Annotated in this window: 24 protein-coding genes; 10 read left to right on the top strand and 14 right to left on the bottom strand. The window is 46.2% G+C overall.

Features of this window, described 5'->3' with window-relative positions:
- The first annotated feature begins 116 nt into the window (after positions 1–116).
- Positions 117–914, top strand: a complete 798-nt coding sequence (gene bacA / locus HFD99_RS18720; protein WP_017425548.1) for an undecaprenyl-diphosphate phosphatase — start codon at positions 117–119, stop codon at positions 912–914.
- 125 nt (positions 915–1,039) lie between these two features.
- On the opposite strand, the gene HFD99_RS18725 is transcribed toward bacA, so the two are convergent.
- From HFD99_RS18725 to HFD99_RS18755, 7 genes are all read right to left on the bottom strand, one after another.
- Positions 1,040–1,366 carry a thioredoxin family protein gene (locus HFD99_RS18725; RefSeq protein WP_019688638.1) on the bottom strand — a complete coding sequence of 109 codons (327 nt, stop codon included), beginning with the start codon at positions 1,364–1,366 and terminating at the stop codon, positions 1,040–1,042.
- Positions 1,367–1,518: 152 nt separating this feature from the next.
- Positions 1,519–2,430, bottom strand: coding sequence for an aldo/keto reductase (locus HFD99_RS18730; protein ID WP_025365861.1), 912 nt, complete (start codon positions 2,428–2,430; stop codon positions 1,519–1,521).
- A 158-nt stretch (positions 2,431–2,588) separates the two neighbouring features.
- Entirely contained in the window at positions 2,589–3,332 is a 744-nt protein-coding gene (locus HFD99_RS18735; protein WP_025365862.1) for an alpha/beta hydrolase, read from the bottom strand.
- A gap of 32 nt (positions 3,333–3,364) precedes the next feature.
- Positions 3,365–4,345 (bottom strand): siderophore ABC transporter substrate-binding protein, encoded by a 981-nt coding sequence (locus HFD99_RS18740; protein WP_031462258.1) that lies wholly within the window; start codon positions 4,343–4,345, stop codon positions 3,365–3,367.
- 12 nt (positions 4,346–4,357) lie between these two features.
- On the bottom strand, positions 4,358–5,116 hold the full coding sequence (locus HFD99_RS18745; protein WP_025365864.1) for an iron ABC transporter ATP-binding protein: 759 nt from the start codon (positions 5,114–5,116) through the stop codon (positions 4,358–4,360).
- Positions 5,110–6,060 (bottom strand): iron chelate uptake ABC transporter family permease subunit, encoded by a 951-nt coding sequence (locus HFD99_RS18750; protein WP_025365865.1) that lies wholly within the window; start codon positions 6,058–6,060, stop codon positions 5,110–5,112. The genes HFD99_RS18745 and HFD99_RS18750 overlap by 7 nt, the downstream gene beginning before the upstream one ends.
- Positions 6,050–7,003, bottom strand: a complete 954-nt coding sequence (locus HFD99_RS18755) for an ABC transporter permease (protein ID WP_019688644.1) — start codon at positions 7,001–7,003, stop codon at positions 6,050–6,052. Before HFD99_RS18755 ends, HFD99_RS18750 begins: the two co-directional genes overlap by 11 nt.
- 323 nt (positions 7,004–7,326) lie before the next feature.
- On the opposite strand from HFD99_RS18755, the gene HFD99_RS18760 reads away from it, so the two are divergent.
- The 4 genes from HFD99_RS18760 (at position 7,327) to HFD99_RS18775 (ending at position 12,250) form a co-directional block, all read left to right on the top strand.
- Positions 7,327–8,004 carry a response regulator transcription factor gene (locus tag HFD99_RS18760; RefSeq protein WP_025365866.1) on the top strand — a complete coding sequence of 226 codons (678 nt, stop codon included), beginning with the start codon at positions 7,327–7,329 and terminating at the stop codon, positions 8,002–8,004.
- A complete protein-coding gene (locus HFD99_RS18765) occupies positions 8,005–8,922 on the top strand; it encodes a sensor histidine kinase (RefSeq protein WP_117290010.1) in 918 nt (305 codons plus the stop codon).
- 107 nt (positions 8,923–9,029) lie between these two features.
- Complete coding sequence (locus HFD99_RS18770) at positions 9,030–9,707, top strand: ABC transporter ATP-binding protein (RefSeq protein ID WP_025365868.1); 678 nt, start codon at positions 9,030–9,032, stop codon at positions 9,705–9,707.
- The gene (locus tag HFD99_RS18775) at positions 9,704–12,250 is read left to right on the top strand and encodes an ABC transporter permease (protein WP_123797662.1); all 2,547 of its coding nucleotides are present in this window, start codon (positions 9,704–9,706) and stop codon (positions 12,248–12,250) included. The genes HFD99_RS18770 and HFD99_RS18775 overlap by 4 nt, the downstream gene beginning before the upstream one ends.
- 98 nt (positions 12,251–12,348) lie before the next feature.
- Here the strand turns inward: HFD99_RS18775 and HFD99_RS18780 are convergent, their stop codons facing one another.
- Positions 12,349–12,888, bottom strand: a complete 540-nt coding sequence (locus HFD99_RS18780) for a GNAT family N-acetyltransferase (RefSeq protein WP_123797663.1) — start codon at positions 12,886–12,888, stop codon at positions 12,349–12,351.
- Between the two features lie 262 nt (positions 12,889–13,150).
- Between HFD99_RS18780 and HFD99_RS18785 the strand changes: the two genes are divergently transcribed.
- Positions 13,151–14,122, top strand: a complete 972-nt coding sequence (locus HFD99_RS18785; protein WP_102997610.1) for a ring-cleaving dioxygenase — start codon at positions 13,151–13,153, stop codon at positions 14,120–14,122.
- A 161-nt stretch (positions 14,123–14,283) separates the two neighbouring features.
- On the opposite strand, the gene HFD99_RS18790 is transcribed toward HFD99_RS18785, so the two are convergent.
- From HFD99_RS18790 to HFD99_RS18805, 4 genes are all read right to left on the bottom strand, one after another.
- Complete coding sequence (locus HFD99_RS18790; RefSeq protein WP_123797664.1) at positions 14,284–15,981, bottom strand: M3 family oligoendopeptidase; 1,698 nt, start codon at positions 15,979–15,981, stop codon at positions 14,284–14,286.
- 238 nt (positions 15,982–16,219) lie between these two features.
- Complete coding sequence (gene thiD, locus HFD99_RS18795) at positions 16,220–17,029, bottom strand: bifunctional hydroxymethylpyrimidine kinase/phosphomethylpyrimidine kinase (protein WP_025365872.1); 810 nt, start codon at positions 17,027–17,029, stop codon at positions 16,220–16,222.
- 197 nt (positions 17,030–17,226) lie between these two features.
- Positions 17,227–18,633, bottom strand: a complete 1,407-nt coding sequence (locus HFD99_RS18800) for a hypothetical protein (RefSeq protein WP_025365873.1) — start codon at positions 18,631–18,633, stop codon at positions 17,227–17,229.
- 246 nt (positions 18,634–18,879) lie between these two features.
- Positions 18,880–20,787, bottom strand: coding sequence for a bifunctional 2',3'-cyclic-nucleotide 2'-phosphodiesterase/3'-nucleotidase (locus tag HFD99_RS18805; RefSeq protein ID WP_025365874.1), 1,908 nt, complete (start codon positions 20,785–20,787; stop codon positions 18,880–18,882).
- A gap of 254 nt (positions 20,788–21,041) precedes the next feature.
- On the opposite strand from HFD99_RS18805, the gene HFD99_RS18810 reads away from it, so the two are divergent.
- The 4 genes from HFD99_RS18810 (at position 21,042) to phnE (HFD99_RS18825) (ending at position 24,527) form a co-directional block, all read left to right on the top strand.
- A complete protein-coding gene (locus HFD99_RS18810; protein ID WP_019688653.1) occupies positions 21,042–22,010 on the top strand; it encodes a phosphate/phosphite/phosphonate ABC transporter substrate-binding protein in 969 nt (322 codons plus the stop codon).
- Between the two features lie 101 nt (positions 22,011–22,111).
- Complete coding sequence (gene phnC, locus HFD99_RS18815; RefSeq protein ID WP_023990372.1) at positions 22,112–22,882, top strand: phosphonate ABC transporter ATP-binding protein; 771 nt, start codon at positions 22,112–22,114, stop codon at positions 22,880–22,882.
- A complete protein-coding gene (phnE, locus tag HFD99_RS18820) occupies positions 22,879–23,733 on the top strand; it encodes a phosphonate ABC transporter, permease protein PhnE (RefSeq protein WP_019688655.1) in 855 nt (284 codons plus the stop codon). The genes phnC and phnE (HFD99_RS18820) overlap by 4 nt, the downstream gene beginning before the upstream one ends.
- Entirely contained in the window at positions 23,730–24,527 is a 798-nt protein-coding gene (gene phnE, locus HFD99_RS18825; RefSeq protein ID WP_016820374.1) for a phosphonate ABC transporter, permease protein PhnE, read from the top strand. Before phnE (HFD99_RS18820) ends, phnE (HFD99_RS18825) begins: the two co-directional genes overlap by 4 nt.
- 85 nt (positions 24,528–24,612) lie before the next feature.
- On the opposite strand, the gene HFD99_RS18830 is transcribed toward phnE (HFD99_RS18825), so the two are convergent.
- Together HFD99_RS18830 and cysW are read right to left on the bottom strand one after the other, a co-directional pair.
- Positions 24,613–25,743, bottom strand: coding sequence for an aminotransferase class V-fold PLP-dependent enzyme (locus HFD99_RS18830; RefSeq protein WP_025365875.1), 1,131 nt, complete (start codon positions 25,741–25,743; stop codon positions 24,613–24,615).
- A gap of 162 nt (positions 25,744–25,905) precedes the next feature.
- Positions 25,906–26,781 (bottom strand): sulfate ABC transporter permease subunit CysW, encoded by an 876-nt coding sequence (cysW, locus tag HFD99_RS18835; RefSeq protein ID WP_013373166.1) that lies wholly within the window; start codon positions 26,779–26,781, stop codon positions 25,906–25,908.
- Positions 26,782–26,805: the final 24 nt, after the last annotated feature.

Consider the following 26,805-nt stretch of genomic DNA (forward strand, 5'->3'; position numbering starts at 1 on the left):
TGAGCGACCAGCATACTGCACTTGGCACTTGCGTTCACTCCTACTGAAATGACATATTTTTAGGGCAAACGACTCAGGTTGTTTGCCCTACATGCGTGTAAGGAGGAGCTAGTAAATTGGATATTTTATCATCTATTATTATGGGTATTATTGAAGGGCTGACAGAGTTTTTGCCGGTCTCTTCGACGGGTCACATGATCCTTACGGCTGATCTTCTAGGGTTGAACACCGAGAATGATACGGTCAAAACATTTGAGGTTATCGTACAATTAGGTGCTGTGATGGCGGTCGTTGTATTATACTGGCGCAGATTCCTTAGCTTGTTTGATTTCAGACGCAAAATCTCATCCCAGCCACGTCTAAACCTGTTACATATTATTTTAGCCATGATCCCTGCGGGAGTAATTGGTGTACTGTTCCGTGATGTGATCAAGCAATACTTGTTTGGTCCTGAAACGGTTTTGTACAGTTTGGTTATCGGGGGCTTGCTCATGATCGCGGCTGAAAAATTCCATCCGCCTATTAGATCACATACGTTGGATGAGATCACGTACAAACAAGCATTTACCATCGGTGTGTTCCAAGTCCTAGCTCTGTGGCCAGGCTTCTCTCGTTCAGGTTCAACTATGTCTGGGGGCCTATTCGCACGTGTAAGCCATACGGCAGCCGCAGAATTTACATTCCTCGTATCTGTTCCGGTCATGCTGGGTGCATCGGGGATTGATATGATTAAAAGTATGGATCATCTGTCTATGAGTGATTTCCCGGTGTTCGCAGCCGGCTTTATTACTGCCTTTATCGTCGGGATGCTGGCAATCAAAACGTTCCTCGGTCTGCTCAAACGCTTGAGCTTGACTACGTTTGCCATCTATCGTTTCGTGTTGGCGGCTGTGTTCTTTTTCATTATTTTGTAATCATTGTTTGGTATCCTATAACCAAAAAGGGATATCCAAGTGGCCTTAAGGTCAGCCTTGGATATCCCTTTTGCTATTTTGCGAGCTTGGGTAGATCGTCCTGATCTATCTACCATGCGTACTGATTACTGTTTGGATTCCAGCGTAGTCAGATATTCCGAAACTTGAGCTGGCGTTTTGGCATATTTGCTGTGCAAATGAGCAATTTTCTCGCCATTACGGAACACGAGCAGGCTCGGAATGCCGCGTACTTGATTTTCTTCAGCAATCGGCTGAAACTTCTCGGCATCAAGCGCAAAGAAACGCTTATCCGCGTTCTCCTTCATAATGCCGTCCATAAATTTATCCAGCGTCTTGCAATCTGGACACCAGCTGGTATCAAATTTCACGACGGTTAGACCGTCACCGTTAATTAAATCCTGATATTGCTGCTCAGATTCGATACGTTCCATTCGTTGGTCCCTCCTAGAGTGAATTGATAATATCTTCACATTCACATATGAATGATAAATCAGGCTTATTCCTATATTGTAATGATTCTTTTATATATTGCAACTGGAATGAGTACATGTTTGAGCATGTACTTATACTATTGTGGCTCGGATCAGCGGTATTGCGCATCATAACGATTGGCCCGGCTGATATGCTGTAGCGTCTCTCGCTCGTGCTCAGTTAGCGGCGCAATGTCGGCAGCGGAAATATTATGCTCCAATTGCCCCAAAGAGCTTGCACCCGGGATCACAGCAGCGACAGCCGGATGAGACAGACTATAACGGATCGCTGTCTGCTCCATACTACGGTCCGCCCCTGCAAATGCCTTTAATTGCTTACGCACGTCCAGTAGCTCTGCTTCTTCGTAGTCTAGGTATCCCTTCGCTGCCTTTTCTTCCCCCTTGTCAGCCAATACGCCGCTCGCCACGGGTCCACGTGCAATCACACTAATTCCCCGCTCCTGAAGCAAAGACAGTACTTCTTCCTCTGCACGCCGGTCCAGTAAACTATACTGATTCATAACACTAACGATATTCGAGCGTTCCACATATTCACGGATGACATGCGGGCGAATGGAGGAAATACCATAGTAACGGATGACACCTTCCTGCTGTAGTTGCTCGAAAGCCTCAATGGTTTCATCGATCGGATCATCAATCGTCCCTCCGTGCAACTGATACAGGTCGATATAGTCCGTTCCCAGGCGGCGCAGACTCTCTTTCACGGCTGACAGGATATACTTCTTGGACGGATCCCATCCCCAGCCCTCCTGCCCCGGTATACGCCGATTGCCGACCTTGGTCGCCAGGATGACATCCTGGCGCCGTCCACGGATGGCTGCCCCCACAATTTCTTCATTGCGTCCATGCTGGTACAAATCGGCCGTATCCAACAGATTTACGCCCCTGTCTAACGCTTCATGGATCAAGTAAACAGCTTGCTGCTCCTCCGTACCGACCGACATACATCCCAAGCCAATCTCACCTACCAGCAAATCCGAAGCTCCCAGACGGTTTTTTTTCATCGTTGTCTCCCCTCACTTCAATGACGTATAACTTTAAATTTTTAACATTTCTCTATTATACGAAAAATACATACAAAAAAAACAACCCCAAAGACATAGAGACTCCACGCTCTCCAATCCTTTGAAGTTGTTGTATGAAATTCGTATTCCCTTAAAAGCTATCCGAACAGCCATTGAATGGCCTTAGGAAACTGACGCTGAAAACAATCTACACGATGCACCGCATCTTGATCCAGCTCAAGCAGCACATCTTTTGTGTCAAGTCCCTGTGCCAGGAGCACCTCGTGTGCCTGAAGGGTCAGCGGAACCATGTCTTTTTGTACATTCGTCTTCCCTTCCCCTTCACGGGTCCCGACAGAGATATATACCCGGTGTGTCCCAGCCATTACAGTGGCAAATGATGCAGATTGCATATAATCGATCATACCGGGAAACCAATATGAGCCCGAGATCGAACCAATGCGTCCAAATATGTGCTTATACTGGAAGGCCGCATACATGGAAATCAGTCCACCCAACGAAGCACCGATCAGCCCGGTATGCTCCAGCCCAGTTTGCACTGGATATTTTGCCTCGACATAGGGCATTACTTTTGTAACCACAAACGCCAGATAGGCATCTCCGCCACCGCCAAAAGCAGGTCTTCCCTCTACTAAAGCAGCTGCCTTCCAAGGCGTATAATCGTCCAGCCGATTCACGGGCTGAATGCCCACCAGTATCACACGGGGCAGCTCTCCCGTAGAAATACCTCTTTCCAGCTCATCCAACCCGTTTAGAAATAAAGAGCTGCCATCCTGCACATACAGCACAGGATACAGCTCATTAGGATTCACAGATACGGGAGGTGTATAGATGTGTAGAAGATACCCATCTAATGAAATTTCATCTACATGACCTTTCATCTTACGCAGTCCCCCATGATGTGAATGTAGCATTACAGTGCAGCATCTATTTCCTTGATCATTTCAGATACGGATTCCAGACCATTACCTGAAAGGTACCAGTAGTTAGGATCAAGGTATACAATATGTCCATTTTTATATGCATTGGTTTTCTTCACCAGTTCATTCTCAATGGTTTGTTTACCTGTAACCTGTTCCTTGCCTTCCTCGACCACCACAGCCCCACGGTCAACGACAAAAATATAATCTGGATTTTTTTGCTGTACATATTCAAAAGAAACCTTTTGTCCATGCGTGGATACTTTAATGTCAGGATCTACAGGAGTTACGCCAAAAGCATCATGAATGATACCGAAGCGGGATTGTGAGCCATATGCGCTCAGGCTTCCTTCGTTCGTCAGTACGATCAAGCCTTTAGCCTTGCTCGCTACCGCCTTGTCATGTACAGCCTTAATGGAGCTATCAATCGCAGCCAGTTCCTGTTTGGCAGCATCCTCTTTATCGAAGATTTGACCCAAGGTTTCAACGTTTTTCTTAAAGGAATTGATATAATCCTTGGTGTCTACAGCCATCGAAATAGTCGGTGCAATCTTGCTCAACTCTTTATATGCATCAGCTTGTCTGCCGCCGATAATGATCAGTTCAGGAGAGAGATCACTGATTTTCTCATAATCCGGCTCAAACAGCGTACCCGCACTTGCATATTTGGAATCTTTATATTTGCTCAAATACGTAGGAAGATCCTGCTGCGCTACCGCCGCAACGTCTACTCCTAGCTTATCCAACGTATCCAATGAACCAAAATCAAAAACAACGACATTTTTCGGATTAACTTTGACTTGGACTGGATTCTCATCGAGTGCGTGTTTGACCGAGACGGTTTTGGATTCCGTTGTTGCAGTCGAGGAGCCGTTCCCAGTCGCTTCTTGTGTTGCCGGAGCCGCTTTGCCACAGGCCGATACGATCAGTACCAATGCAAGCATCAGTGTTAAAAACATCAAATTTTTCTTCATTTTACATTCCCCCTAAGTGAAGTACACACAAATTTTATGATCACCGATCTGTTGAATCGGAATATCCATATCGTACAAATCTTTTAATACCTGACTATCTATCATCTCGTCAGCCGTTCCTTGTTTTAGCAATCTACCATTCTTCATCCCGACAATATGGTCCGAATAGCAGGAAGCAAAGTTAATATCGTGAAGCACCACCAGAATCGTTTTGCCCAGATCATCCACTAAATTGCGTAGCGTCTTCATAATCTGAACCGAATGCTTCATATCCAAATTGTTCAGCGGCTCATCCAGCAGGATGTATTCCGTGTCCTGTGCCAGAATCATAGCAATAAAAGCCCGTTGCCGCTGTCCTCCACTGAGCAAATCAATATGCTTGTCCTTCATATCCTCCAATCCCATGTAAGCCATAGACTGCTCCACCATTTTGCGATCCTCGCTGTTCAATCTGCCCTTGGAATACGGAAAACGGCCGAAGCTGACCAGCTCCTTTACGGTTAAGCGGATGTTGACATCATTAGTCTGTTTTAAAATGGATATCTTCCGGGCTAGCTCCTCACTTTTCGTCAGGTTCACGGCCTGCCCGTCAATCAGGATTTCTCCCTCATCACTGTCAGTTAGGCGACTAATCATCGACAACAAGGTGCTTTTTCCAGCGCCGTTAGGTCCAATAAAGGAGGTAATGGTGCCTTTAGGTACAGTGACGGATACCTGCTCCACCACATTTTTATTCCCGTAGCGTTTGGTTACGTTTTTGACTTCTACCATGATTTATTCTCCCGCAGCAAAAGGTACAGGAAGTACACCCCCCCGATAAAGTTAATAATGACGCTGACTGTTGTCGACAAGTCGAATACTCTCTCTGCCAGCAGTTGGCATCCTGCCAATGCGATGACACTAACACAGATGGAGGCCGGAATTATATAACGGTGCTGATACGTCTTCATCACCTGATAAGCCACATTGGCCACAATTAATCCAAGAAATGTGATCGGTCCAACAAGTGCCGTAGATATGGAGATGAGAATCGCTACAATAATCAGCAATCTTTTGATGATATAACTGTAAGGAAGACCTAAATTAATCGCATGCTCCCGTCCGAGCGACAGCACGTCCAGGTACTTAATGAATCTCCACGCATAAGCAAATACGAGCACGAGCACGAATACAGAAAGCCATAACAGTTCGGTGTTTACATTACTAAAGCTGGCAAAGCTCTTGTCCTGAATTTTCGCAAATTCGTTCGGATCAATTAGCACCTCCATAAAGGTAGACAGGCTGTTGAACAATGTACCAAACACCAGACCGATCAGTAAAAGCACATAAATTCCCCGTCCATCTTTGCGGAAAATTAACTTGTATAGCAATCCAGCGAACAGCACCATCATCCCCACCGACAGCAAAAAGTTTAATTCTTTGCTGGTCGAAATCAGCGGGACGGAACCAAATGCAAAAAGTATTGTCGTCTGAATCAGCATATACAGTGAATCCAGCCCGATAATACCCGGGGTCAAAATCTTGTTATTCGTGACCGTCTGGAAAATAACAGTTGCAAAAGCAATGGAGCCACCGGTCAGAATGAAGGCTGCGACCTTTTTCAATCGTCGTGGCAGCGCGTAATGCCAGGTGTGCGGAAGATCTATAAACACAAAAGCAGCAATCAACACAAGTGCGGCAGCGGCTAATATTCCGATTTTTAATTTAGGATTCATAAGCCCTTCTCCTCAGCAGCAAATACAAGAACAACGCGCTCCCGATTACACCAACCGTAAGCCCTACAGAAATCTCATATGGGTAAATGATCACCCGTCCCAAAATATCGCAAAACAGCACAAACACGGCACCCAAGATCGCTGTATGTGCTAGGCTTTTTTTCAGATTATCCCCCATGTACATACTGACCAGATTGGGTACAACCAGTCCCAAAAAGGGAATCGTCCCGACAGTTAAGATGACAACAGAGGACACCAAAGCCACGATCACCAAACCAACATTGACAGTGCGCTTGTAATGTACGCCCAAATTGGCTGCAAAATCCTCACCCATGCCTGCAATTGTAAAACGGTTCGCATATATGTACGCCAACGCGACCAAAGGAACACTGAGATACAGCATTTCGTAGCGACCACTCATAATGAGAGAAAAATCCCCCTGCATCCACGAAGAAATGCCCTGAATCAGATTGTATTTGTAAGCAAAAAAAGTCGTCACCGAATTTAAAATGCCTCCAAACATCAAACCGACAAGCGGGATAAATACCGGGTCCTTAAAACGGATTTTATCCAGTATCTTCATGAAAACCAGGGTTCCCCCTAGAGCAAATCCAAAAGCCGTCAGCATCTTCGTCCAAAATCCTGCCGCTCCAAACACCATAATAGCCATCAGCACACCTAATCGTGCCGCATCCATCGTGCCTGCGGTGGTCGGCGAAACAAACCGATTCCGGGTAAGCTGCTGCATGATGAGCCCGCAAATACTCATACTCGCCCCTGCGATAATGATGCTGACCAAACGTGGGAATCTGCTAATCAGGAGCACCTGCGCTTGATCGTTGGATAAGTGGAACAAATCAAGTGGAGTTACATCATGCACACCGATAAACACCGAGGCGAAGGCCAGTACGATAAAAGCCAGTATTAAATAGCGCAATTTCATTTCTAACTAAGGGAGCCTGTCCAATAACCTGTACCAAGCTTCGGCCCTGTCCTCCCCTCCAATAATGATAATCATTATCAAAACAACTAGGATAAATTATATCAGTGATATTGTATCTGTCAAATTTTTTGCAATGAATAAGCCATGTCAAAAAAGGTGTTAGCAAAACCTGAATAGTCTGAAGAGTGAATGAGCAAATAAGAGCAATATCCTGTAAAATAAGGATGGAAGATTTAGGATTACCCGTTTCTCATTTTTACTGTAAGCAATTCTTGGAATTCGAGATTCATTAACTTGATGAATTAAAAAATAGGAGGAGAATGATGAATCACATATTAATTGTCGAGGATGATATCGCCTTGAGTAACGGTATTGTTCTTGCTCTTAAAGAACCTAACAATGTATTTACACAAACGTATGAAATTGCTGCTGCAAAAGAACAATTGAACATCACTGCTTTTGATTTAGTCATTCTTGATATTAATTTACCAGATGGAAACGGGCTTGATCTTTTAACCCATTTACGAAAAAAAACAATGATTCCCGTCATCGTTCTGACAGCAAATGATATGGAAACAGATATTGTCACTGGTCTTGAGCTGGGTGCTGACGACTACATCACCAAGCCTTTCAGTCTGATGGTACTGAGAGCAAGGGTTGGTGTTCAGCTAAAGAAATCCAGATACTCGCTTGCGGACTCCATTCAGCTAGACAATTTTTCTTTTTCATTCGAGAGAATGGAATTTATTAAGAATGGTACACCTATTGAACTAAGTAAAACGGAGCAAAAATTGTTGCGCATCCTAATCAACAATCGAGGAAATACCGTTTCGCGTGATCATTTGGTAGACAGCATCTGGACAGATGGCGCTGAGTATGTGGGCGAAAATGCGTTGTCAGTCACCATAAAAAGGCTACGTGACAAGCTGGAGGACCATCCTTCCTCTCCTCTGTACATTAAGACTGTGTACGGTATCGGCTACACTTGGGCGGTGAAATGAATGACGATCCTGAATTATGCGTGTTTTGGAAGTGCTATTACTGCTCTTTTCATAGCCGGGGTTACCATTCTTCTCTATCGTAAGAACGTACATAAAACAATGAAAACTATGGATCATATGATTGAAGCTGCAATTAGTGGAGAGTTTTCAGAGCATGTTTTTGACGAATCCGTCATATCAGCAGTAGAGGCCAAGCTTGCGCAATTTCTTTCCATTTGCTCCGTTTCCTCGAAAAATTTGTTAGCAGAAAAAAATAAAATAAACGAGCTTATTTCTGATATCTCGCATCAAACGAAAACACCTATTGCTAACATCCTCCTCTACTCACAACTGCTTAGTGAATATGATTTGCCACCGGAAGGTTCCACTTGTGTAAAAGCTTTATCCACACAAGCCGAAAAGCTTCATTTCCTGATCCATTCCTTATTAAAAACATCACGGCTTGAAACAGGGATTATCAAATTGTCGTCAAGGCAGGAGTCAGTTCAAAGGCTACTAACTACTGCACTGGAGCAAATTATGCCGAAGGCAAACGCTAAAGGGATGTCGATTACTATGGAGAGTAAAGAAATTCAGGCTTCTTTTGATTTAAAATGGACGGTTGAGGCAATCTATAATATTTTGGATAACGCCGTCAAATATACAGAAATGAGCGGGAATATATTTATTAGAGTGAGTGCTTATGATTTATTCTGCCGGATTGATATTACTGATAATGGCATTGGGATTGCAGAAGAAGAACACAGCAAGATTTTCAAGCGTTTCTATCGGTCACAAACTGTAATCTCGCAAGAAGGTGTCGGGATTGGACTATTTTTAGCAAGAGAAATTGTTTCAGCTGGGGGCGGATACATCAAACTATGGTCACGCCGCGGCAGTGGTTCCACCTTCTCGATTTTTCTCCCCATAGACAAGTAATTCTTACAACACTGTTAGATTTCAGAAAGATTGTAGAAAGATTCATATGGTAAAGTCTGTATTGCGAAGTATGGTGATACAGACTATTTTTCATGGAGGAGAAATGAATGACTCTGTTAAAAACTCAGGAGTTGAAGAAGTATTATGGTAACGGGGATACTGCTGTTCATGCCCTAGATGGGGTGAACCTGGAGGTGGAAAGCGGAGAATTTGTGGCCATTGTCGGTACGTCCGGGAGCGGCAAATCTACCCTTCTCCATATGCTGGGTGGACTCGATCGTCCGACAAGTGGAAACGTTACGATTGACGGTAAAGATATTTTCACATTGAAAGATGAAGAATTGACTATATTTCGCAGACGGAAAATTGGCTTCGTATTTCAAAATTACAACCTAGTGCCTGTTTTAAATGTCTACGAAAATATTGTGCTTCCTATTGAACTGGATGGTAAAGAACCGGACAAAACCCACATAGATAAAATTGTACATACCTTGGGCCTTGACCATAAGCTGAATAATCTGCCCAACCATCTTTCAGGAGGCCAGCAGCAGCGTGTAGCCATTGCCAGAGCACTGGCAGCCAAACCCGCCATTGTCCTGGCAGATGAACCCACTGGAAACCTGGATAGTAAAACCAGTCTGGATGTGATGGGGCTCATCAAAGTATCCAGTCAACAGTTCCACCAAACGATGGTGATGATTACGCACAACGAGGAAATTGCGCAAATGGCAGACCGGATTATACGGATTGAGGACGGTAAAATGGTCGGTGGTGAAGGCAAATGATTCAGGTTAGAAATAAAAAAACGATTCGTAATCTGGCAGATAAGAGCTTCAAAGTAAACAAAGCCCGTAACCTCTTTGCCATTGTTGCCATAGCGCTCACTTCATTGTTATTTACGACGTTGTACACCTTGGGGCTTGGTGCTATGGAAAACTTACAGCGGGCAACTATGCGACAGTCCGGTGGAGATGGACATGCCGTACTCAAATATATAACGGATGATGAATTTAATCATGTCAAGGATCATCCATTGATCAAGGAAATAGCTTATAACCGTATATTAAGCGACAGAGTTATAAACGACAAATTCCTAAAACGCCATACGGAATTCTGGTATTACGATGATGTAGGGTTGAAGCTCGGTTTAATTGAACTTAATGCGGGGCACAAGCCTGTGGCGAAAAACGAAGTAATTGCAGACTCCAAGACGTTGCAGCTATTGGGGGTTCCACTGGAGGTTGGAGCACCTTTGAGGCTAAAACTTGACTTGCGAGGTAAAGAAGTACAGCGTGATTTTATCCTCTCCGGCTGGTGGAAAAGTGATCCTGTGGTTAACGTAGGGCAAATATGCGCTTCTAAAGCCTATGTCGATGCTCATGCCAAGGAATTACAAAGCAACTATAAAAAGGATCACTTCCATACAGGAACCATTAGTGCATATATGATGTTCGACAACAGTTTTGATTTGCAAGGAAAGCTCAATAAAGTGATTACCGAAAGCGGTTATTCACTTGACGAAGATGCACCGAACTATATCGCAAATAATGCAAATTGGGCATACATCTCGACTAATTTTAGTTTAGATACAGAGACCATCATAGCGTTAACTTCTGCCCTGTTACTGATCATGTTTACTGGTTATTTGATTATATATAATATTTTCCAAATATCAGTGATGCGAGATATCCGTTTTTACGGTCTCTTAAAGACGATCGGTACAAGCCGTAAGCAAATACGCCGGATTATTCGTAGACAAGCACTGATTCTATCAGCGCTAGGAATCCCGATCGGATTGATAGCAGGTTTTTTTATTGGTAAATCACTCGTGCCTTTTATCATAAATATGAGTGTATATAACGGTACCGAGGTATCGGTATCCCCCAACCCATGGATTTTTATAGGATCGGCTTTGTTCGCCCTCATTACCGTAATGATCAGCACTTTCAAGCCAGGCAGAGTTGCCTCGTCCGTATCGCCGGTAGAAGCAGTCAGATACACAGGTGGAGTAAACAAGAGCAATGGTAAGCTGAAAAAATCAACCGGAGGTGCAAAAATACACCTCATGGCTCGTTCCAATTTGGGGCGTAATAAAAAACGCACCGTTCTAGTGGTTATTAGTCTTTCTTTAAGCTTGGTCCTTCTGAACACTGCCTTCACACTATCTCGGAGCTTTGATATGGATAAATTTTTAGCCAAATTTAATGATACCGATTTTCTCATTGCCCATGCTGAATATTTCCAGATTCCCACCAGTTTTAGTGGGCAAGAAAATGGGACCACCGAAAGTTTTATTAAGGCTGTACAGGCACAACCAGGCTTCGAAGAAGGCGGTCGATTGTACGGTGACCCAACAGCTTTCACGGCCGAGAATACAAAGGGAATCACGGATGATACCCAGAACACTGACGCTCGCGGCAACTTCCTTGTAGACGTGTATGGGCTCGAAGATTTACCCTTGCATCGGCTGCAATTGATTGATAGCGAGCTTGATTTTAAGAAACTAGCTTCCGGTAAGTATATCCTGGAGGGAGTCGAACTGAACGATAACGACAAGCCTTACATGGAAAGCATTCATCATAAAGTGGGCGAAACCGTTACTTTGCATAGTTATGTGAGAACAGTAGATGATGCTCCATTGGGTAGAGAGTATATTACACAAAAGTTTACAGTGCTTGGTCATGTGGGTATCAAATCCACCAATTCGAATCGCCTTTCGAGCTATAATAGCTTTTACCTCCCGGCGGAAATATACAAATCACTTGTAAAAGAGCCTGCTGTGATGAGCTACGCCTTTAATGTATCCTCAAATCAGGAAGCGTCAATGCAGAGCTTTTTGAAGCGCTATACTGAAACAATCGAACCGATGATGAACTACGAATCCAAAATTACGTCAAAGGACGCTTTATCAGGTATGCAAACCACTGTTGAGTTGATCGGTGGCACGCTTAGCTTGATTATTGGCCTGATAGGTATCCTGAACTTTGTAAATGCGATTTTAACCAGCATACTGACCCGGCGCAATGAATTTGCTATGTTGCAGAGCATAGGCATGACTAAACGGCAATTGCGGGGAATGCTGATTTATGAAGGACTGTATTATGTTTTCGCCACTAGCCTGACCTCTATTCTATTGGCAGTCTTATTTTCTCTTTTGATTGTAAAACCGTTTTGCAGCTTGCTATGGCTTTTAAGCTATCACTTTATACTTTGGCCACTTCTGGTCTTGTTGCCTTTACTGTTCTTGCTTGGGATACTGATACCAGTAGCAGTCTATTCTATGAATAACAAACAAAGTATTGTGGAGCGACTTCGAGAATCAGAGTAGTTGCACCTAAAAATAAGCAAGCAAAATACCATGAGCGTCAAAAAGATGACTCCTGATCACATTCAGAGGTCATCTTTTTATGCCTAGAAAGGTCTTTTTCACAGAACATGACGACTCCACTCTTCCCGTAAAAGCCCAATTCGGATCGAATCATAATACTTTCCATTATAATATCTGCATTTGCGTAGTCTGCCTTCCAGCGTCATGCCCAGCTTCTCTCCAACCTTCATCATCCGCTGGTTTCCTGACCAGGTTGTAAAACCTACTCTTACTAAAGGCAATGTATTAAACAAATGCGTGATCCACAATCGAAGTGCTCTCGTACCATAGCCACCGCTCCAATACCCCGAATCATAGATAGCTATTCCCATTTCAAGCCATTGCGAAGGCTTATGCTCCCAATAGTAGCTCACAGATCCAATGACCTTGCCTTCCACTTCAATGATCCAAAAGTCATCTTGCCCGATTCGCTTTTCCTTCTCTTTTAAATACTCGTCAAAAGAAAGCGTCTTATGTTCATAGTAGGGTGCATCCCATCGCTTCCATTCCGGTGCTTCTTCCTTATAAGTTAACGTCCACAGCGCATGTAGGTCTTGTTCTGTAACAGGCCTAATCGTTAAATTCCTATCCGTATACATCGCGCACACCCCTTTAAATCATAAAATGCTCATTTCTATGTTAGGTTATATGATCCCTTATTGTATCTGCTTTTGCATTATTTCGGATTCAATTTTTGTTCATCATGAAACTGTATTGTAGCAAGATCGCAATTCATGTTGACAAACAATCAAAAATAATATATCTTAATATCAAGATAATAAATATAAAGAAAAATTTACGACGACGGTTTATTTTGCTTTGACAAACCTAATCATATAAAAACCAAGGAGGGCAAATAACATGAAACTGTTAGGATTGCATCACGTTTCGGCGATTACAGCGGCAGCGGCTAAAAATGTTGATTTTTATACTCAGGTATTGGGACTTCGGTTGATCAAGAAAACGGTGAACCAGGACGATGTTAGTGTGTATCACCTCTTTTACGGAGATGAGCGTGGAACCGCGGGTACGGAAGTCACTTTCTTTGAAATTCCACATGCGGGACAAACGCGTACAGGCAATAACAGTATTTCAGCGCTCTCTCTGCGTGTACCGAACGACAAGGCGTTGAATTATTGGAAAAACCGCTTCGAGCAGCTGGATGTGAAGCATGGCGAAATTATAGATCAAGCAGGACGCTTGGCGCTTTCGTTCGAGGATTTTGAAGGACAACGCTTCTTCCTCGTTTCAGATGAGCATGACAACGGAGTGCGCGGCGGTACGCCTTGGGAGAAAAGCCCTGTTCCTGCGGAATACGGCATCGTTGGACTTGGTCCGGTTCATCTGACCATTCCCAAAGCGGAGAATACCATTCTTATTCTTGAACAAGTGATGGGCTTCCGTAAAAAAGGCTCCTACCCTTCCCCTGTTGCCGGACAACCGGATGTGGTTATCTACGAAACAGGTGAAGGCGGTACAGGAACTGAAGTTCATCTGGAAGAGCGCAACGATCTGCCACAAGAGCGACCAGGACGCGGCAGTGTGCATCACGTCGCTTTCCGTGTTGAAACCGAGGAAGAGCTCAAACAGTGGGTAGACCGTATTGGGCAGCTGCAAATTTCCAACTCTGGTTTTGTAGATCGCTTTTATTTCCGTTCCTTGTACTTCCGTGAGCCAAATGGCATTCTGTTTGAATTGGCTACCGATGGACCCGGCTTTGACACCGACGAGGAATTGGAGTTTTTGGGCGAATCTCTGGCATTGCCTCCATTCTTGGAGTCGCGCCGTGCATCGATTGAAGCCAATCTCAAACCACTCAACACCAAGCATTAATAGGGTATATTTGCTCTAGAATCACACAAAGCCAGGACTTCTACATCATGTAGAGGTTCCCGGCTTTTTTCGTGTAATTGCTCTGTTTTCATTTAAAAAAGCATCTCATCTACAAGCTTTCCAGCTTTGAGAGGCAAGCGAAATGCCCTTTTTGGCTGTACTTACAGCTTTTTATCATCCACACTGTTCAGCCATGCTTCAATTTCTCCGATCACAGAGGCGATGCAGCCATCTTGGAAAGGCGAAATCAGTCCAGCCAGCTCAACCAATCCGGTAAAAGATCGGCTTCCTCCGGCACGACACAGCTTCAAATAATCTTCCCACGCTGCCACTCGGTCTTCGCCCATACGCTTCCAGAACTGGAATGCACATAATTGTGCCAGTGTATAGTCAATATAATAGAACGGAGATTGAAAAATATGTCCCTGCTTGTGCCAGAATCCGCCCTTTTCGAGGTACTCGTTGCCTTCATAATCCAGATGCGGTTTATACTTGCGTTCAATGGAACGCCATGCACTTTTACGTTCGGCCGGGGTCCAGTCTGGATGTTCATATACAGCATGCTGGAATTCGTCTACGGCTACGCCGTAAGGCACGAACAGCAGCGCTGAAGATAGGTGTTCAAAGTGATATTTGTCCGTGTCTTCCTCAAAGAACAGCTTCATCCAAGGCCATGCGAAAAACTCCATACTCATCGAATGGATTTCAGCCGCCTCCATGGTTGGCCAGTGGTACTCGGGAATTTCAAAATGCCGGCTTTCATAGACCTGGAAGGCATGACCTGCCTCATGTGTCAATACGTCGATATCACCGGATGTCCCATTGAAATTGGAGAAAATAAATGGCGTGCCATATTCGCTCAAAAATGTACAGTAGCCTCCGCTTTGCTTACCCTTTTTGCTGATTAAATCCATCAGTCCACGCTCAACCATAAAACTGAAAAATTCATGTGTTTCCGGTGAAAGCTCCTCATACATACGTGCTCCATTACGAAGAATCCAGTCCGGATCGCCTTTGGGCGTAGGATTGCCTGACAAGAAGTTGAAGCCCTCGTCGTAATAGCGAAGCTGATCTACTCCGATCCGCTCGCGTTGGCGCTCTTTCAGCTTGGTCGCCAGAGGAACGATGTGCTTCAGTACCTGCTCGCGGAAATTGGCTACCATCTCTGCATTGTAATCTGTACGTCCCAAGCGGGCATAACCCAATTCTACGAAATTGTCATAGCCCAACTTGTGTGCCATGCGTGTACGAACCTTCACCAATTCATCATAAATCCGGTCCAACTCATCCTCATGCTCACTCATAAATTGATATTTGGCCTCGGAGGCCTGTTTGCGGGTCTCGCGATTGGTTGCCATTTCAAAAGGCAGGAGCTGAGACAATGTGCGTTCTTCCCCCTCGAACGGGATCTTCGCTGAGGCAATCAATTGAGCATATTCCGAGGTCAGCTTATTTTCCTGCTGCAAATCCTCAATGATATCCGGGTGGAACGACTTGAGCGCTACCTCGGCAATACTGAAAAGCTGGCTGCCCCATTGGCTCTCCAACTCGGCTCTAAATGGAGAATCCACCAATGCTCGGTAGTAATCGGTTACATACTCCTGAATAACCGGCATGAAATCATCAGCGTACTCTTGCTCCGCTTTGTAAAAGGCATCCTCCGTATCAATGGAGTGCCGAACTTCCACCAATTGCAATTGCGTTTCCACATTACTGCGCAGCTTGTTAATCGCATGAATAACTTCATTTTGACGTTCTACACTGTCCGCTTCACGAAACTGCTGCAACAGCGTTTTAAACCGCTGTTCAATTTCAGGTTGCTCTGGCCGGCTGTAAGCCATTTCGCTGAATAATGTCATTGCTTCATTTCCCCCTTTAATGTAATAAATCTGATGCCTATTATACAGTACGATTAGACCAAACTGGAAGCTGAAATACCAAAATAATACAACCTCAAAAGCCGCAATACCATGTATTGCGGCTTTTGAGCCTAGGCTAACTCCATATATCATAGATGTCGTTATCTAAAGTAACCTCAATATATATACAGTCTGGTGGAGATTTATAAGTCTCCTTCATATGGCAGCCCTTCATGCTTTATTGATTTTGCAAACGATGTGCCACATGCAGGGTCGGACCGACAAATTCATTTAACTTGAAGCCACCTTCAATGGCCTGTGTAATGAATTTCTTGGCCTGATCCACAGCTTCACGCACAGTCAGCCCTTGTGCCAAACCAGCCGTTACCGCAGCCGAAGTGGTACAGCCTGCACCGTGTGTAAAGTTGGTTTGTACAACATCCGCTTCAAACCAGTCAAAAGTGATTCCGTCATACAGCAGATCCATCGCTTTACCAGCGCGAATTTTGCCACGGTCCTTGATCAGTACATGCTTAGCACCACGCTCGTGGATAATAGCAGCCGCTTCCTGCATCTGCTCCAGTGTCGTGATCGGTCCATTCTTCGCCAGCTGCGAAGCCTCGAACAAGTTCGGTGTTACCAGGTCAGCGCCAGGAATCAACAATTCCAGCATGGCCTCTGTATTTTCCGGTTGAAGCACTTCATCCGTGCCTTTGCAGACCATAACCGGGTCAATCACAATCCGTTTCAGATCATGCTTTTTCAAGTAGCTGGCCACCAGTTCGATGATATCTACGGAACCCAGCATACCGGTCTTCATTGCATCAAAACCGATACCTTCCAATACAGTACGCAGCTGCGCCTCAACCACGTCCAACGCAACAGGATATACAAGATGGTTCCAGGTTTTAGGTTCCATCGCAACTACGGTAGTCAATACAGTCATGCCATATACGCCAAGCTCCTGGAAGGTTTTCAGGTCCGCCTGAATACCTGCTCCGCCGCTTGTGTCGGAGCCGGCTATCGTTAGTGTTTTGGGAATCGTCATTAGTACATGCTCTCCTTCACTTTCTGTGCTGCATTTATCCTAATCCTGCATGCGAAACTTGTCAACGCGCAAAACGGTCCTTTCCATACGAAAAGTCACAAGAACCAGCAACAGCTAAAAAACGAGAATATCCCCCTTTGAAATGAGAACATCCTCGTAAGTACGTGTTATATGAAGAATTTGAATGAATTTTAGAATTATAAATACCCACCAGCACTGTGATCATAGGCATGGTTTTTTTCGTTTGCCCGTACGCCGAGGCAAAGACTCTGATACAACTGCTGCTGTTCCGGGGTAGCAAAATTTCGATGCTGCTCAAATAAAGCCATACAACCAATGATATGTTCGGTATAGCTGTTATCGACAGACAATTGCAGGCAATGCAGTGTTTGTCCCAAGCCCTTGGGGTAATCGCCTTTTCGAAAATAATATTCCGCATACACCTTGCAAAAAGAAGCAAAACGAAATGCATTAAAGTGCTTGCGATAATGTGTGTCCCATTGCTCCGGTGCAAGCTCCCAGAATCTCTTGAGTTGCTGGTTGAACAGCTCCAGCTCGGCATCTACGAAATAGCCAAACCGGTTCGCCGATTCGAGCAACGTATTCAGGCCTTCCAGTGTCTCATCCGGATGCTCCCGCAGGTAAGTAATATATTCATAGATTGCAGAAGTGTTGCCCATTTTGATTTCAATACAAAGTCGGTTGCCCTGTGCATATACACGATGCAGGTTGACCACTTTCCAACCTTCCTCGTCCAAACCCTCAAACCAGCTCAAATCTGCGTAACCTTCAATCCATTGCTTGGATTCCTCATATCTACCCTGAAACTCATAGCAGCTGGCCTTAAGCAGATGCCCTTGAGCATAGTAATAAACGAGCGGCTTAATCAGCTCCAGGTGCTCATCTCCAAAGCGGTTCCGATTGCGATACAATGCCTGCGCCAACTCTCTTAGCTCGTCCGCATACATTTCCATCTCGGACCATTGCATTTTTAAAGCAAACACTTGAGATAGCATATGTAAGCCTTCCAGTGCATAAATTTCCGGTAGACGACTACGGTACAAATGGAATTGTACAGCAGCCTTCAAGTTCCGTTGGTTATCCTTAATCTGAATCTGGAATATGCGAAAATAGCTAATCGCCAACCGTTCGGAGTGGGTATACTTCTCACTCTCAATGACACAATCATACAAAAGCATGGAGGCTTCATGTCGACCATCCTCAAACATCGCTTCTGCAGTCTCAAAAATAGCCGGAACATTCGATAAATCGTCCATCAAATAACCAAGCACACTGCGTATACAGTCCAGCTTGTTCAACTCTGAGCAACGAAGAAGAAACGGACGCAGCCTTCTCCAGTGTGGCAAGGAATGAATAAAACACTCATCAACATACATCTCGAACAAAGATCCTTCTTCCAATCCCATCGCCTCAGTAATCAGATCAAGCTGATTAACTGAAATAGGCCGTGGTGGGTTTCGGTTAAGTATACCGCTAAGTGTACCCGGATTTACCTTAGAAGCATCTGCAAAACATTGCATCGAAATGCCTTCACTTTGAATATACTTTTCTATCTCTGCGCGGATCGTGGTGTTTTTTTCCAAAGGGACACCCCCTCAAACGAATGATGGTGACTTTTTCATTACCTTTTAAACCAAAATTTGTTTAATCAAAGTATATGTCTAATTATACGAGAGGTCAATAACTTTAAACACGACTCAGGACATATAAAATCACGAATTTCGTACGATTTTAAATCATTTTTATGAAAAAAGACCGTCCTCTGAGAGACAGTCTTTTTCTATTATTTTGATGCTGTGGACTTAGAGGATAACAACTTGCAAGATGATTTAAAACCGCCGAAAATCAAGGGCAAACTTAGCGTATCCTTCTACCGTCAGCCCTTCATAAAGCAATTCAGAATAAGCATTGGCAATATTCGTTGCTTGCGGCGAGGTTAGGAAGGTCACATGTGGACGACCCGACCATGGGGCGAGGGACCAGTGACCGTCGGCCTTTGGCGTCAACGTCTTCATATGCCGCACATACTCAGTCAGCACATGTCGGTTCTCATCCGGGGAAGCCAGTATAATTCGCTCTCCACCCGGATTAACCAGCGCAGAGGAGAATGCGCGATAGTTATTCGTAACAACCAGATAGCTCCGCTGCATATCCATTGGTTCCCCTTCAAAAGACATATGAATGATTCTGTGCGCTTCTAGGTCCTTTAATTCCCCGGCAGCATCATATCTGGCTGGCTGTGTTACATCAATCTGATACGTGATGCCATCGATGATATCGAAATTAAAGCTCGGAAAATCAGAATTAATCAGCTCTTGCTCCTCATTTGCCAAAGGGTCAATTTGCCTGAATTGACCGGCCGACCACTCAAGCCATTCCCGAATTTCTGCCCCGCTCAGTCGAACGACATGCAGCGTATTCGGAAAATTGTACAGGTCGGCGACATGCTTGATCGCCAGCGTCCCTGCGGGAATATCGGTATAATACGCCGGACCATATCTGCCACCTGTTTTAAAAGGAGCTGCTGCCGACAGAACGGGCAACCCTTCATACTCGCTCCCTTGTAGCTGCTGCTTCACATACCAAATTTGTGCATCATTGACGAGCTGAACCGAAGCATCATCCATCACCTGGGCAAAAAAGCTGTTCACTGCTACTGTCGTTTGACCTACAGGTGCACGGATGTAATCTAGGGTTCCCGCATGTTCAGCTGCTACTGCCTGCTGAATAGCAGTATCTGGTTGGACGAGGGCTTCCTTGCGTATCGGGTCATACACCGGGCGTACCTCGGCAGCAGATGCAGTCACTTGCCACTTCCCTCCAATAAGGGCCAGATCCAGATCAATGATACCCAGATGATCTCCCCAGAAGCCCGGCTCTACTGCTGGAATGCCATGGATGGTGCCCTGCTCTGTATCCACACCTGTCATACCTATAAATGAAGGGCCGGGAAATACTTTATGGGCATGACCAAACACAATGGCATCGATCCCTTCCACCCTGCTCAGATGCAGCACCGCATTTTCCATATTGGGAATTTCGGGAATATCCTCAAAGCCTGCATGGGGCATCGCAATGATGAGATCGGCTCCCTCCGCCTGCATTTCTGGGATAAACCGTCTTGCGGTTTCCAGCATATCTTTGACGATAAGTTTCCCTTCCAACCACGCCTTGTCCCATTGCATAATTTGCGGGGGCACAAAGCCGATGACCCCCACCTTCAGCAGATGCTTACGGCCTGCTTCATCCTCTACCGTCTTATCCAGCAATAGATAAGGCGTAAAGTAGTTTTGTTCTTCCTCTCCCGCTATATAGATGTTGGCATTCACATAAGGAAACTGTGCTCCTCGAAGGCAAGTCTGCAAATATTCCAACCCATAGTTAAATTCATGATTACCAATACTGCCTGCCTCATACCCCAGCAGATTCATGGCTTTATAGGCGGGATGCACCTCGCTTGGGTCCTGTTGGAGCCGCTGTACAGCATAATCTCCCATCGGATTTCCCTGAATCACATCTCCGTTATCCAGCAGCAGGTGATTGGGCACCTCTGCCCGAGCCGTGTGAATCAGACTAGCGGTTTGCGCCAGACCGTAATGCAGCGTTTCCTGATCTGTATAATAATCATAATTCCACAAGCTGACATGCAGATCGGTTGTAACCATAATGCGGAATTTCGCCCTCACAGCACCTGTATTTTCCTGCTCTGTCTTATCATTAATGTCCAAATTATCCAATCTTGTTCTCTCCCTCAGCTTCGGTCATAGAGCTTGAACAAGTCTAACAGAGCACTGTTAAGAGAATGTTAAAATATGCAATTCGTATAAATACCGCTTATGGTCTCTAGCAAATGATAAATTTTACATCATTTTTACCAAAGTCAGGAGTGGTTTTTACCCTAGCTGCAGGACTAGCTGTTAAGATTTGGTTTGTCACTGAATTTACAGGTTTTTTAAATTTTCGTTATTACGATGTTTAGGGGGAAATTATTTTGTTCAAAAAAGCACTGACCTTGTGCATGACCTTCACACTGGCAGCGGGTTTAGCCGCTTGTGGCTCAAATGCAAGCAATAACAACAGCGCCTCCACTCCGGGTACAGATGGCTCTAAAAACGAAAGCACAGCCTATGTCCCTAAGGAGCTAAAGGTACAATTCGTTCCTTCTCAGAATGCAGATACCCTCGAAGCCAAGGCAAAACCGCTCGAAAAGCTGCTGGGGGACAAGCTCGGAATCCCGGTAAAAGTAACCGTATCTCCTGATTACAATACGATTGTGGAAGCCATGTCTTCCAAACAGGTCGATGTAGGATTCCTTCCGCCGAACGCTTATGTACTGGCACACGATAACCGTAAAGCGGCCGACTTGCTCCTGCAAGCTCAACGCTATGGCATTGAAGATGCTACAGGCAAGGACACGACTGAAAAAGTAAACTTTTATAAAGCAATGATCGTGGTGAAAAAGGATTCTCCGATTCAAAGTCTGGCTGATCTGAAAGGCAAGAAGGTTGGCTGGCAAAATGTAACCTCCTCCGCAGGCTATGTGTACCCCGCAGCAGAGCTGAAAAAAGCTGGCGTGGACCCGGACACAGATGTGCAGGGTGTGACGATCAAAGGCCACGACGCTGCTATTCTGGCGCTGCTGAACGGTCAGGTTGATGCTGTCGCTGTTTTCCAGGATGCACGTAACACAGTGAAGAAGGAAATCCCGGACGTATTTGAAAAGACACGTGTCATTCATTACACAGCTAAAATTCCAAATGACACCGTCAGCGTACGTTCCGATATGGATCAAACGTGGAGAGACAAAATCGCCCAAGCCTTTATGGACATTGCCAACGATCCTGAAGGCGGCGAAATCATTAAAGAAATTTACACCCATGTAGGTTATGAGAAGGGCGACGATAAAAACTTCGATTCTGTGCGTGAATACGCCGAAGCTGTCGGCCAAGCGGTAAAGTAACAGCTACGAAACAGGCTTTACGAATGACAGGGCAGCACCGTCCATGTATTCATGGCGGTGTTGTTTTCATTCCACCCCATCGGGGAGAAAGTTGGGAGCATATGATCGAATTTCGAAACGTATCGAAAACATACCCGAACGGCACCAAAGGGTTGAATAATATTAATTTGACAATTCAAGAGGGAGAAATGGTCGTCATTGTCGGCTTATCCGGTGCGGGTAAGTCCACTCTGCTGCGTTCCATTAACCGACTGCATGACATTACGTCCGGCGACATCGTTGTAGGCGGCAGGTCTGTCACGTCTGCTGGAAGCAGCGAGCTGCGGCGCATTCGCCGTGATATCGGCATGATCTTTCAAAGCTTCAATCTGGTTAAGCGTTCGACGGTGCTTCGCAACGTACTTTCGGGCCGCGTCGGTTATCATTCGACGCTGCGGACCATTCTTGGTCTCTTCCCGAAGGAAGACATCGAACTGGCACTAACGGCGCTGGAACGCGTAAATATCCGCGAAAAAGCCTACAGCCGAGCCGATGAGCTGTCCGGTGGCCAACAGCAGCGTGTATCCATCGCGCGTGCTCTGGCGCAGGAGGCTAAAATCATTCTGGCGGACGAGCCTGTCGCGTCGCTTGATCCGCTGACCACCCGCCAGGTGATGGACGATCTCCAGCGAATCAACCGGGAAATGCAGATTACGACCATTGTCAATCTGCATTTCATTGATCTGGCGCGCGAATATGCAACACGGATCATCGGATTACGCGCGGGAGAAGTCGTCTTTGATGGCACACCGGAGGAGGCTACGGATGAAGCCTTTGCGGAGATCTACGGCCGGGCCATCAAGCATGATGAACTGCTGGGAGTGGGATCATGAAGCCCGACTCTACTGCCCAGCCGCTCTCTTCAACGCAACCGTCACCATCTGCTGGACCACCGCAGCCAAGCAAGCCGCCTGCAGGGCCACCTTTGCCAGGACGTTATAAGCGTTACGCTACCTGGATGATTTTTATCGTGGTGCTGATAGCCTGCTCCATTCATACGGATGCCACGCCTTACCAATTGATCGTTGGCTTACCGGAGATGGGCAAATTGCTGGAAGAAATGTTTCCTCCTGACTGGAGTTACCTGCCTATCATCTGGAAACCGATGCTGGAAACGATCCAGATCGCTATTGTCGGTACGACACTGGGAGCCATATTGGCAATCCCTGTCGCGTTGCTGTGCGCCTATAATGTGATGCCGCGCAAGCTAATCTCGCTGCCGATGCGCACGATCCTGAACCTGGTACGGACGATTCCCGATTTGCTGTTTGCCTCGATCTTTGTGGCCGTATTCGGCATCGGTCCGTTTGCAGGGATGCTTGCCCTGCTGTTCTTCTCCTTCGGAATCATCGCCAAGCTGACCTTTGAGGCGATTGAAGCCATTGATCCCGGGCCACTGGAGGCCATGACCGCTGTTGGTGCGAGCCGCATTCAAGTCATCGCCTTTGGTGTGGTTCCGCAGGCACTGCCTTATTTTGTGTCGTATTTGCTATACACCTTTGAGGTTAATGTGCGCGCAGCTTCTGTTCTAGGGCTCGTCGGCGCTGGCGGCATCGGTCTGCTGCTTGACCGTTCCCTTGGGCTGTTCCGATATGACCGGGCAAGCATTATTATTCTACTGACCCTCGTCATCGTCCTTGCGATTGATTACGGCAGTAACCTGCTACGGAGGAAATTATTATGAATGATCCTACGCTTCGCAGACCTATTGGCTCCCGCCTGCGCTTTTGGGCGTTAGCTATTCTGCTAATTATCATTTACATTTGGGCTTTTCGCGGGATGCAGTTTGAAGGATTACAAGGGACGGCCAAAAGCGTCTCTGTCGCAATATTGGACGGCTTTCTTCATCCCGACTGGTCATTTGTCTACATCCCTGAGGGGGAGGACTTGCTGCGTGGGTTGCTGGATACACTGGTCATTTCAGTGCTCGGAACCTTCGTATCCGCATTTGTCTGTCTTCCGTTTGCCTTTTGGGCATCGAGCAATATGACCCGTCTACGCCCCTTATCAGGCAGCGGGAAGTTTGTACTTAGTGTCATTCGGGTATTTCCCGAAATGATCGTCGCCATTCTATTCATTAAAGCCGTAGGTCCCGGCTCGTTTGCAGGTGTGCTTGCCCTCGGCATTCACTCCATCGGCATGCTGGCCAAGCTTTTCTCAGAAACGATTGAAAGCGTCGATCACGGACCGCAGGAAGCTTTGATCGCGTGCGGTGCCAACCGTTGGCAGGTCATTTTCTTCGCCGTGCTGCCGCAGGTGATTCCACAGTTTCTTTCCTATTCGCTCTATCGTTTTGAAATTAACATCCGGTCCGCAACCACGCTCGGTCTGGTTGGTGCAGGTGGTATTGGTACTCCGCTGCTGTTTGCACTCCAAATGCGCAACTGGAACCGTGTAGGCGTCATTTTACTCGGTATTGTAGTCTTGATCATTTTGACGGATCTGATATCCGGCTGGCTGCGCAAACGGATTGTATAATTAAACATCTCTATCCTAACAAAAGCCTCTCCTGTGTAAAAGGGAAATGCTACGCTCCCATTGACTCGGAAGAGGTTTTTGCTGTTCAACAACTCCCACCTAGTTCATCTAGGACCCGCCGGACTTCCTCTGCCGTATTGTAAAAATGCGGAGCCACACGGATGACATCCTTTCGTGCCGACACAATCATATTCCGGCTCCGCAAATGCCTCTCTACCGCCGACACGTCGGCTACTTCAATAGCGAGCAGACTTGGTAATGTGTCTCCTCCGTCAGGTATACGTATGTGTAACCCTTTGCTACGTCCATATTCAATAGAAAAGTCCAACAGCTCATTCATATAGGTCTGAATGTTCGTGACCCCAATTTCCAGCAGCAGCTTTAAGGCTGCATTGGCGGCAAAAATGCTAATGAAGGAAGGTAATCCTGTCTCAAAGCGCCGGGCGCCTGCCGCCGGAACCGGATGAGCAATATCAAACCGGGAGGCTGACTCCTGTCCAAGCCAGCCCGTAAGACGGGGCTTGAAGCGTTCTATTCGCTCCTTACTTATATAAAGAAAAGCCACTCCCGGTATCCCCAGCATATATTTGCGTGCTCCCGCGACCAGCATATCTATGCCCATCGCCTTTACGTCTATCGGAATCATTCCTGCAGACTGATAGGCATCGACGAATAGTAACGCCTGATTTCGATGAGCTATATGTGCAATGGATTTGAGATCCTGCTGAAATCCGTTGGTATAATTCACATGGGATACCATAATGAGCGCAGTATTCTCCGTAACATGCTCCTCATACTGCTCTAGGGTCACTTCTCCCTCCGTAGAAGGGATACAGCAAATATGATCACGGAACATCTCCTGTGCCTGCCAGATGTGGCCCACCGTCGGAAAGTCGGTGTCTGCATACACAATCCCTTCTTTTCCCGGTACATAAGAAAGGGCAGTGGCCACGCCAGCAATCGCCTCAGAGGCTGAGGACAGCACCGCAATTTCGTCAGGCTCCGCCCCGATGAGCTTGGCAAAATGTCCTCTTGCCTCCTCCAACCGTGCCATAGATAGGTCGCCGTTATGACCGTGTTGCAGCAAGCTTCGATGATATTCCTCAATGGCAGCGGAAACCGGTCTCGATATCGCCCCCTGGGAACAGCTTCCTACATGGATATGTGAGGACAGCACCGGAAACAACTGACGGTAGGACTGAAACGGATGTTTCATATTTCCCTTCGCTCCTCCTGGGCACACCAACGTGCCTTGATATGATCATTTTATTATCCATATAAGCCACCTTAGAACAAGGGCCTCTCTTCCCATCTTCTCGCCGTTAACAGACGATAGACACAAAGAGAGGCCCTGTTGGATCATATACACAATTATTAATTAATGCACGCGTTTGCGTCCAAACCAGCTTTTAAGCACCAAGGTTGCCAAAGCAAGTAGCAGCAACAACGAGGCCACCGCAAAAGATGCCGAGAACTGATACTCGTTATACAAAATCTCAACATGCAGCGGAAGTGTATTCGTCTCGCCCCGAATATGTCCCGAGACGACGGACACTGCACCAAACTCGCCCATGGCTCTCGCATTACACAGAATAATGCCGTACAGCAAACCCCATTTGATATTCGGCAGCGTCACTTTCCAGAAAATGCGCCAGCCGCGTGCGCCCAGTGTGACCGCCGCTTCCTCCTCCTGCTGCCCCTGATCTTCCATCAGCGGAATAAGCTCGCGCGCAACAAAAGGAAATGTAATGAACAGCGTTGCCAAAATAATGCCTGGCAAAGCAAATATAATTTTAATATCATGCTCGTCCAGCCACGGCCCAAGCCAGCCCTGTGCGCCAAACACTAATACATACATCAGTCCTCCGACGACAGGCGAGATCGCAAAGGGTAAATCAATCAAGGTGACCAGCACACCTTTGCCGCGAAAATGAAATTTTGTGATCAGCCAGGCGGCCGCTACACCAAATACCGTATTCAGCGGAACCGTTATCGCTGCCACCAGCAGCGTCAAGCGCAATGCGGACATGGCATCCGGGTCCCGTAGCGCTTCAACGTATACGCTCCATCCCTGCTTGAGTGCTTCGGTAAGCACGACGATTAGCGGCAATACCAACACCCAGAGCAAAGCTAAAAAAGCAGCACCAATGAGCGTCCACTTGACCCAAGGGGCTTCGGTTGTAACCCTATTGGGCGGTGCGGATGAAGGCACTGGTGCAGAAGCAAGCTCCTGCCCAGTTATCGCTTGTGACATGATGTATCCCTCCTTGAACACGGG

Source organism: Paenibacillus sp. EKM301P (assembly GCF_011800295.1).
Classification (GTDB): domain Bacteria; phylum Bacillota; class Bacilli; order Paenibacillales; family Paenibacillaceae; genus Paenibacillus; species Paenibacillus polymyxa.